We start from the raw sequence: 6,372 nt of genomic DNA, 5'->3' as shown, positions 1-6,372 counted from the left end.
CCCTACCCCCTCTGGACTCCCTACCCACCCTAACGACCAGGGGAGACCCCTGGACCCAGACAGAGTGGTCGCTCTGGGCCAAAGCCTAAAAAAACACGACGGCCTTGGCTCGTCAAAACTTTGAACGCTTACAAAAGACGGCCCGGTTTTTTCTTAACGGCTTTTGCCCGCCGCTCCGATTGGTACCACAGGCCCGCTTTGGCGGGCTGGCGGTTCGGTAGGTCTTTTGGTGCTGTGGGGCGCAGACTTTGAAATTGCAAGGTGATACCCTTTTATCATCTAAACCCACCCAACCGCCCAATAGCGGAACCCCTACGGCCTGTGGCCGCGCCCCCTGACAGGGGCTCTAAATTTCTGGCTGCTCTTTTTACACATCAGCGCTGTGGATTTATTATCAATAGTGGCTTCCCCAGGTTTCCAAACACATAAAAACAACCCCCGCCCAATAAAGGACGAGGGTTGCTGCATTTTTATAGGTTTTCAGCGCGTACCTAGTGGAAAATCAGGCTATCTGAAATCTCGGACTCACCGGGGCGCAGCCCGGGAGCCTTCCAAAGAGGCTGGCTATACCTGACCCGTAAAATCAGGTTTTGAGTCCGTTTGCATCGTACCGGGGCGCAGCCCCAAACGCCGGGAGCGAGCCTTAGCGTAACGGCCCCGCGGAAGTGTCGGAGACCCGCAAACTTGATGGTACACATTGAAAAGCTTTTTGGTTCCTTTTTCTCGAAAAAGGAACTCGAAAAAGGAACTTGGTTACTTTTTCTCCGAAAAAGTAACCGGGGCGGCGGCTTCGAAGTCGATCTTGCCCAGGTTGACGTCGGCCCGGACAATAGTAATCATCAGGCGGTCGCCCAGGGCCCACTGCTTGCCCGACACAGGGTCGGACAGGCGGACGCCCTCGGTCAGCAGGGCGCCGGTGGCGGTCAGGCTGCCCACCGGCACAAAGCCCTCCACGCCGTTGTCCAGCTCCACAAAGACGCCCTTCTGGGTGACGCCCGAAATGGTGCCCTCCCGGTGCTCGCCGATGTGGGCGCGGGCATATTCGGCTTTGTAGCAGTCCTCGGCGCGGCGCTCGATCTGCATGGCCACCACTTCCTGGGCGCTGGACTGCTTGCTCACCTTCTCGGCAAAGTCGCTGTAACTCACCGTCAGGGTCTCCTTGTCCATGCCGCCCAGCATGGCGGTGAGGATGCGGTGGATGGCCAGGTCCGGATACCGCCGGATGGGGCTGGTGAAGTGGGCGTAATCCTTCAGCACCAGGCCGTAATGCCCCTTGGGCTCGGCTTGGTATTCCGCCTTGGACATGCAGCGCAGCAGGCCGGTGTGGATGATCTTCTCATAGGGCGTGCCCTTGACCCCTTCCAGGATGGCGGACAGCTCTTTGGGTTCGGGCACTTCCTTGGCGAAGTGGTCGTTGATGCCGCAGGCCTGCAGCAGGGTGTGCAGCCGCTCCAGCTTTTCGCTGTTGGGCTCCTCGTGGACGCGGTAGACAAAGGGCACCTGCTTGGTGCGGGCAAAGTGGGCCGCGCACTGGTTGGCCAGCAGCATGAACTCCTCGATCATGGCCTCGCTCTCGCCCTGAACCCGCTTCTTGACGTCGATGCAGCGGCCGTTCTCGTCCAGAATCAGCTTGACCTCGCCGCTCTCGATGTCCATGCAGCCCCGCTCCCGGCGCAGGCCGGCCCGCAGGGTGTACAGGGCCTTCATGGCGGGCAGCTGGGCGGCCACCTCGGCATACTTATACTGGGTCTCGCGGTCGGCGGTGCCGGCCAGCAGGGCGTTGATCTCGCTGTACACGCCCTTGACCCGGCTGCGGATCACCGACTTGACGAACTTATAATCCACCAGCTTGCCGGCCTTGTCCAGGTGCATCAGGCAGGAGAAGGCCAGGCGCAGCTCGCCCTCGTTCAGGCTGCAGATGCCGTTGGACAGCTGCTTGGGCAGCATGGGCACCACCTGGTCGGCGTAGTAGACGCTGGTGGCCCGGCTGAATGCCTCATTGTCCAGGGCGGTGCCCGGCTTGACGTAGTTGGACACGTCCGCGATATGCACGCCCAGCTCGAAGCCGTCGGGGGTCTGGTTCAGGCTGATGGCGTCGTCGATGTCCTTGGTCTCGGCGCTGTCGATGGTGAAAATCGGCAGGGCACGCAGGTCCATCCGGCCGGCGGCCTCCGCCTCGGACACGGTGGCGCCCTCCAGCTTCTTGGCCTCGTCCCGCACTTCCTCGGGGAACCGGACATGGACGTCCCGGGCGTACAGCAGGGCCTTGGCGCAGCGCTTGGCCTCATCACTGGAACCAAACCGCATCACCACCGCTACCCGGTGGTCCTCCTGCCGCATGCCGCGGCTGCGGATCTCCACAGCCACCTTGTCGCCGTCCTTGGCGCCGCCTTCGCTGTCCCGCAGAATCTGCATCGAGATGGCCGGGCAGTCATCCGGCACGAACACCAGCCGGCCGCTGATCCGCCGGGTGGTGCCCACCAGGCTGTTCTTCTCCTCCAGCACCGCCAGAATCTCGCCCTCGTCGCTGCCCTCCACACGGGGATGGGCCAGCTTCTCCACCAGGACCCGGTCCCCCGGCATGGCGCCCTTCATCAGGCGGCCCGGAATGAAAATATCCCCTGAGCCGTCCTCCAGCATCACAAAGCCGAAGGTCTTGCCCAGCTTGACCACGTTGCACAGCAGGGCCTTGTCCTTCCGGCCGGAACGGACGGTGAAGAACACGCCCTCCCGCTGGCAGACCACGGCTTCCCGCACCAGCTCGTCCAGGGCGTCCATCACCTTGCGGTCCGCGGCGCGGTCGCCGCCGAATTTCGCCTTCAGATCCCGCACCGTGCAGGGCTGCATCTGAATGGCGCGCTCAATTTTATCTCTCATTGCCATAGATTTTGTTACTCTCCTTCACATCCTTCTGCGCCCGCCTGCTTCTTCGGGCGGACGCGCTGCCTGCCCGGCAAACACGCCGGACACAAAAACAGCCCCGCTCTGCCGCGGGGCCTCTACTGTCTCAGCCCAACCGGCTGGACAGAACGCAGGCGGCGATTGCCACCACGAAGAAAATCACGCCGGCCACCCGGGTGATCTTGGCCAGCATCTGGTCCGCCGGGCTCAGGCGGGTGCTGTTGGCGCTCTGCATATTGCCGCCGATGGCGCCGGCCAGGCCCTGGCCATGGGTGTGCTGCAGCAGGGTCAGCACGATGATGACAACTGCAACGACCAGCAGGATCACGCCGCCGGCAATTTCGTAAACCGTCATGTGTATAACGCTCCTTACTACGTGTTGGGGCGGGCGGTGGCCCGGGCCCGAAAAATTACATGGAAATACTTCTATAGAATAGCACAACCCGCGCCCAAAAGCAAGACGCCCGGCACAGGTTTTGACGGGTTTTCACTGTTCCAGCAGCCACAGGGCCTCGCAGACCTGGCCGAAGATGGCGGCGCTGGAGCAGGCGGGATCGGTCTGGCCGTCCTGCAGCACCACCACCGTATACTCCGGCTGATCCGCCGGGCAGAACCCCGCAAACCACAGATTCATCTTTTCCTGGCCGTCGGCGGTGAACTGGCCGGTCTGGGCGGTGCCGGTCTTGCCGGCGGAGGTGCCATGGACCGGCGCGCCCTCGTGGCCGGTGCCCTCGGTGACCACGCCGGCCAGCAGTTCCCGCAGTTTTTGGGCGGTGTCCGCCGAAAACACCTGCCGGGCCGCCGGCGGCGGCACGCTCTCCTTCACCTGGCCGGTGGACTCATCCAGGGTGGCAAGGACAAAGGACGGGGTGCGGTAGACCCCATCCGCCGCGATGGCGTTCATCATGGAGGCCACCTGCAGCGGGGTGGCCAGCAGCTGGCCCTGGCCGAAACTGAAATTGGCCAGCTGGCCGGGGGTGTCCAGGGTATCCCGCCCGGGCAGCTCCCCCGCCGCGCCCCGCAGGCTTCCCGCCACGCTCACCGACTGGCCAAAGCCCAGCCGGGCGGCGGCTTCCAGCACCGCATCCGCCCCCAGGGCCTGGCCCAGCCGGATGAAATAGCCGTTGCAGCTTTTTTCCAGGGCGGCGGCCAGGTCCACGGTGCCGTGGGCGGTGCCCGACGCGCACCGGAACACCTGCCCATCCACCACCGTATAGCCGGGGCATTCCACCACCAGGTCATCCTCCCCCGCCTCGATGGCGGCGGCCGCCAGCACCGGCTTGAACACCGAACCCACCGCATAGGCGGCCAGAGTCCGGTCCAAAAAGGGGCTGTTCGGCGCGTCCAGGCTGGCCGACACGTCCTCGGGGTCATAGCCCGGCAGGCTGACGCTGGCCCGCACCTGGGCGGTGGCGGCGTCCAGCACCAAAATACACCCGCTGGTCATGGTTTCGGCGGCCACCGCCTCCACCGCCCGCTGCACCGGCCGGGAGATGGTCAGCTGCACCCCTGCCCCATCCCCGGCAGCCTGGGTATACACCGGCTCGGCGCCCTCCACCAGCCGTCCCTGTCCCGTGACCGAACAAGTGACGGTGTCCCGGGCCTGGCTGCCCGCCAGCAGGTCATTGAGGGCGGCTTCCAGTCCCGCCACCCCCTTCCCGTCCCCGTCCAGGTAGCCGATCAGGTGCTGGCACAAAGGGACGCTGCAATAGCGCCGGGGCACCGTATAGGTATACAGCCCCAGGTCGGACACGTCCCGGCTCACCTGCAGCAAAAAGGGCGCCGCAGCGTTCCGCCGCTGGTACAGTTCGCCCTGGCTCTCGGTGCCCGCTGCGTCGTACAGCCGCACATAACTGCTCTCGCCCGGCAGGCAGAGGGCGTACCAGGTTTGTTCCAGGCCGGTGAGGGGCAGGCCGTCACAATCATAAAACCCGCCCCGTTTGGCCGGCAGGCTGAGGGTGACGCTGCTCTGGCCCTCGGCCCGGGCCGCATAGCTGGTATTGCTGGCCGTCAGGTACAGCCGGCACACCACCACCGCAAACCCCACCAACAGCGCCCCATACAGGGCGGCAATCCGCCGCATGGACACATTCCGCGCCCCCTTTCGGGGTCAGTATGGGCCGACCGGGGGCGGGTTATGCCTTTACGCCCCCTTTTTGGGGAACTGCTCGGGGTGGCGGGCATAATAATCCCCATAGCGATACATTTTCAGCCCGATATACTCACACATGGCCAGGGCGTTGGTGAAAAACACCTCCACGTCCTCGTCTTCTTCCTCCCCGGGGTGGAGCCGCTGGGACAACCGGTCATAGGCGGCCATCATCTCGCCGTACAGCTGGTCCACCGGCGCGCCCTTGGCGTACAGGTCCTCAATGCGTTCCGCCTCCGGCGGCAGGCTGCGGCGGTCATAGTCGCCGCACAAAATCGCGTAGACATAGGCGGCACGGCGCATCACTTCTTCGCTGGCGGCGTCCTGATACATCCCGTTTTCTTCGTTCATACAATCTCCTCTCCGGCCCTTCGGCCTCTGCATGGCAGTGTGAATCCCTGGTTCATTCTCTTTTGTACTTAAAAAGTGAACGATTTTTTAAATATAGATTTACGATACACAAGCGAGTACAATGGTGTCAGGAGGTCCGCTTGTATGTCGAAATTTGTGCCCAAAAACAACGAAAAAGAAAACGTTTCCATCCGTCTGCCCGCCGACACCCTGGATTTCATCAACCACAAGGCCGCCGAAATCGGCATCTCCCGCAACCAGTTTTTGAACCAGTGCATTGCCTACGCTCTCGCCAACATGGCAGACGACCGCCCCGAATCCCCCAAACCCTGACCCCGCCCTGCCTGCGTGCAGGGCGATTTTGCTTGTTTTCTCCATGATGCACCTCTTTTCCAGCAGTTACAGCCTTTTATTGATATCTAAAATACATATCATTATCTAATATATAGTTTTATCATATCAAAAAGGGTACTATTTAGCAAGGAGGACAGCGCATCATGAGAAAATTTATCCCCAAAAAGTCGGAGAAAGAGGTCATCTCGCTGCGCATTCCGGCCAAGCTGCTGGAGGAAGTGGACACCAAAGCTGCACGCTTTGACTTATCACGCAACGAGTTGATTATCCAGTGCATTGAGTACGCCCTCAGCAACATGGCGGAGGACGTTCCCGACCAGGCACAATAAAACCGCCCTGCAATCTGGCAGAGCGGTTTTTTGTATAAATCCTCTTGTGCTTAGCCAATTTTTCCTGCGGGCATAAATGCCCTTGTAAAAATTGGAGCACTGCGCCAGCCTCGCCTCGCTGCTTCGTCCACTGGACGCGCTCGGCTCGGCTGCCCCCAACGGGGGCGGCGGCGCAGCCGCGGGGGGACTCCTCTAAACCATGCGGTACCTTCTGCGCGGAAAGGTTGCACCACCCTGTCTATGGTACTCTCTCCCAAGGGGGGATGTCGCACAGCGACAGGGGGGACT

6 protein-coding genes are annotated in these 6,372 nt (G+C 62.2%); 2 read left to right on the top strand and 4 right to left on the bottom strand.

Annotation, left to right across the window (positions count from 1 at the left end):
* Positions 1-753: 753 nt before the first annotated feature.
* The 4 genes from rnr to B5E67_RS14840 form a co-directional block, all read right to left on the bottom strand.
* Positions 754-2,883, bottom strand: coding sequence for a ribonuclease R (rnr, locus tag B5E67_RS14855; protein ID WP_087385872.1), 2,130 nt, complete (start codon positions 2,881-2,883; stop codon positions 754-756).
* A 124-nt stretch (positions 2,884-3,007) separates the two neighbouring features.
* On the bottom strand, positions 3,008-3,256 hold the full coding sequence (gene secG / locus B5E67_RS14850) for a preprotein translocase subunit SecG (protein WP_087249365.1): 249 nt from the start codon (positions 3,254-3,256) through the stop codon (positions 3,008-3,010).
* 132 nt (positions 3,257-3,388) lie between these two features.
* Positions 3,389-4,984, bottom strand: a complete 1,596-nt coding sequence (locus B5E67_RS14845) for a penicillin-binding protein 2 (RefSeq protein WP_242957049.1) — start codon at positions 4,982-4,984, stop codon at positions 3,389-3,391.
* 60 nt (positions 4,985-5,044) lie between these two features.
* Positions 5,045-5,401, bottom strand: a complete 357-nt coding sequence (locus tag B5E67_RS14840) for a hypothetical protein (RefSeq protein ID WP_087385870.1) — start codon at positions 5,399-5,401, stop codon at positions 5,045-5,047.
* A 144-nt stretch (positions 5,402-5,545) separates the two neighbouring features.
* On the opposite strand from B5E67_RS14840, the gene B5E67_RS14835 reads away from it, so the two are divergent.
* Both B5E67_RS14835 and B5E67_RS14830 read left to right on the top strand, forming a co-directional pair.
* Positions 5,546-5,734, top strand: coding sequence for a CopG family transcriptional regulator (locus tag B5E67_RS14835; protein ID WP_087249359.1), 189 nt, complete (start codon positions 5,546-5,548; stop codon positions 5,732-5,734).
* A 164-nt stretch (positions 5,735-5,898) separates the two neighbouring features.
* Entirely contained in the window at positions 5,899-6,084 is a 186-nt protein-coding gene (locus tag B5E67_RS14830) for a ribbon-helix-helix protein, CopG family (protein ID WP_087249357.1), read from the top strand.
* Positions 6,085-6,372 lie beyond the last annotated feature (288 nt).

It is taken from the genome of Faecalibacterium sp. An122 (assembly GCF_002160895.1).
Classification (GTDB): domain Bacteria; phylum Bacillota; class Clostridia; order Oscillospirales; family Ruminococcaceae; genus Faecalibacterium.
The sequence above is the reverse complement of the archived record's forward strand: the minus strand, read 5'-3'. Positions and strand labels throughout refer to the sequence as shown.

Coding starts and splice junctions, on each gene's coding strand:
- B5E67_RS14835 (WP_087249359.1), top strand. CDS start 5,546: ATGTCGAAATTTGTGCCCAAAAACAACGAAAAAGAAAACGTTTCCATC.
- B5E67_RS14840 (WP_087385870.1), bottom strand. CDS start 5,401: ATGAACGAAGAAAACGGGATGTATCAGGACGCCGCCAGCGAAGAAGTG.
- B5E67_RS14845 (WP_242957049.1), bottom strand. CDS start 4,984: ATGCGGCGGATTGCCGCCCTGTATGGGGCGCTGTTGGTGGGGTTTGCG.
- secG (WP_087249365.1), bottom strand. CDS start 3,256: ATGACGGTTTACGAAATTGCCGGCGGCGTGATCCTGCTGGTCGTTGCA.
- rnr (WP_087385872.1), bottom strand. CDS start 2,883: ATGGCAATGAGAGATAAAATTGAGCGCGCCATTCAGATGCAGCCCTGC.
- B5E67_RS14830 (WP_087249357.1), top strand. CDS start 5,899: ATGAGAAAATTTATCCCCAAAAAGTCGGAGAAAGAGGTCATCTCGCTG.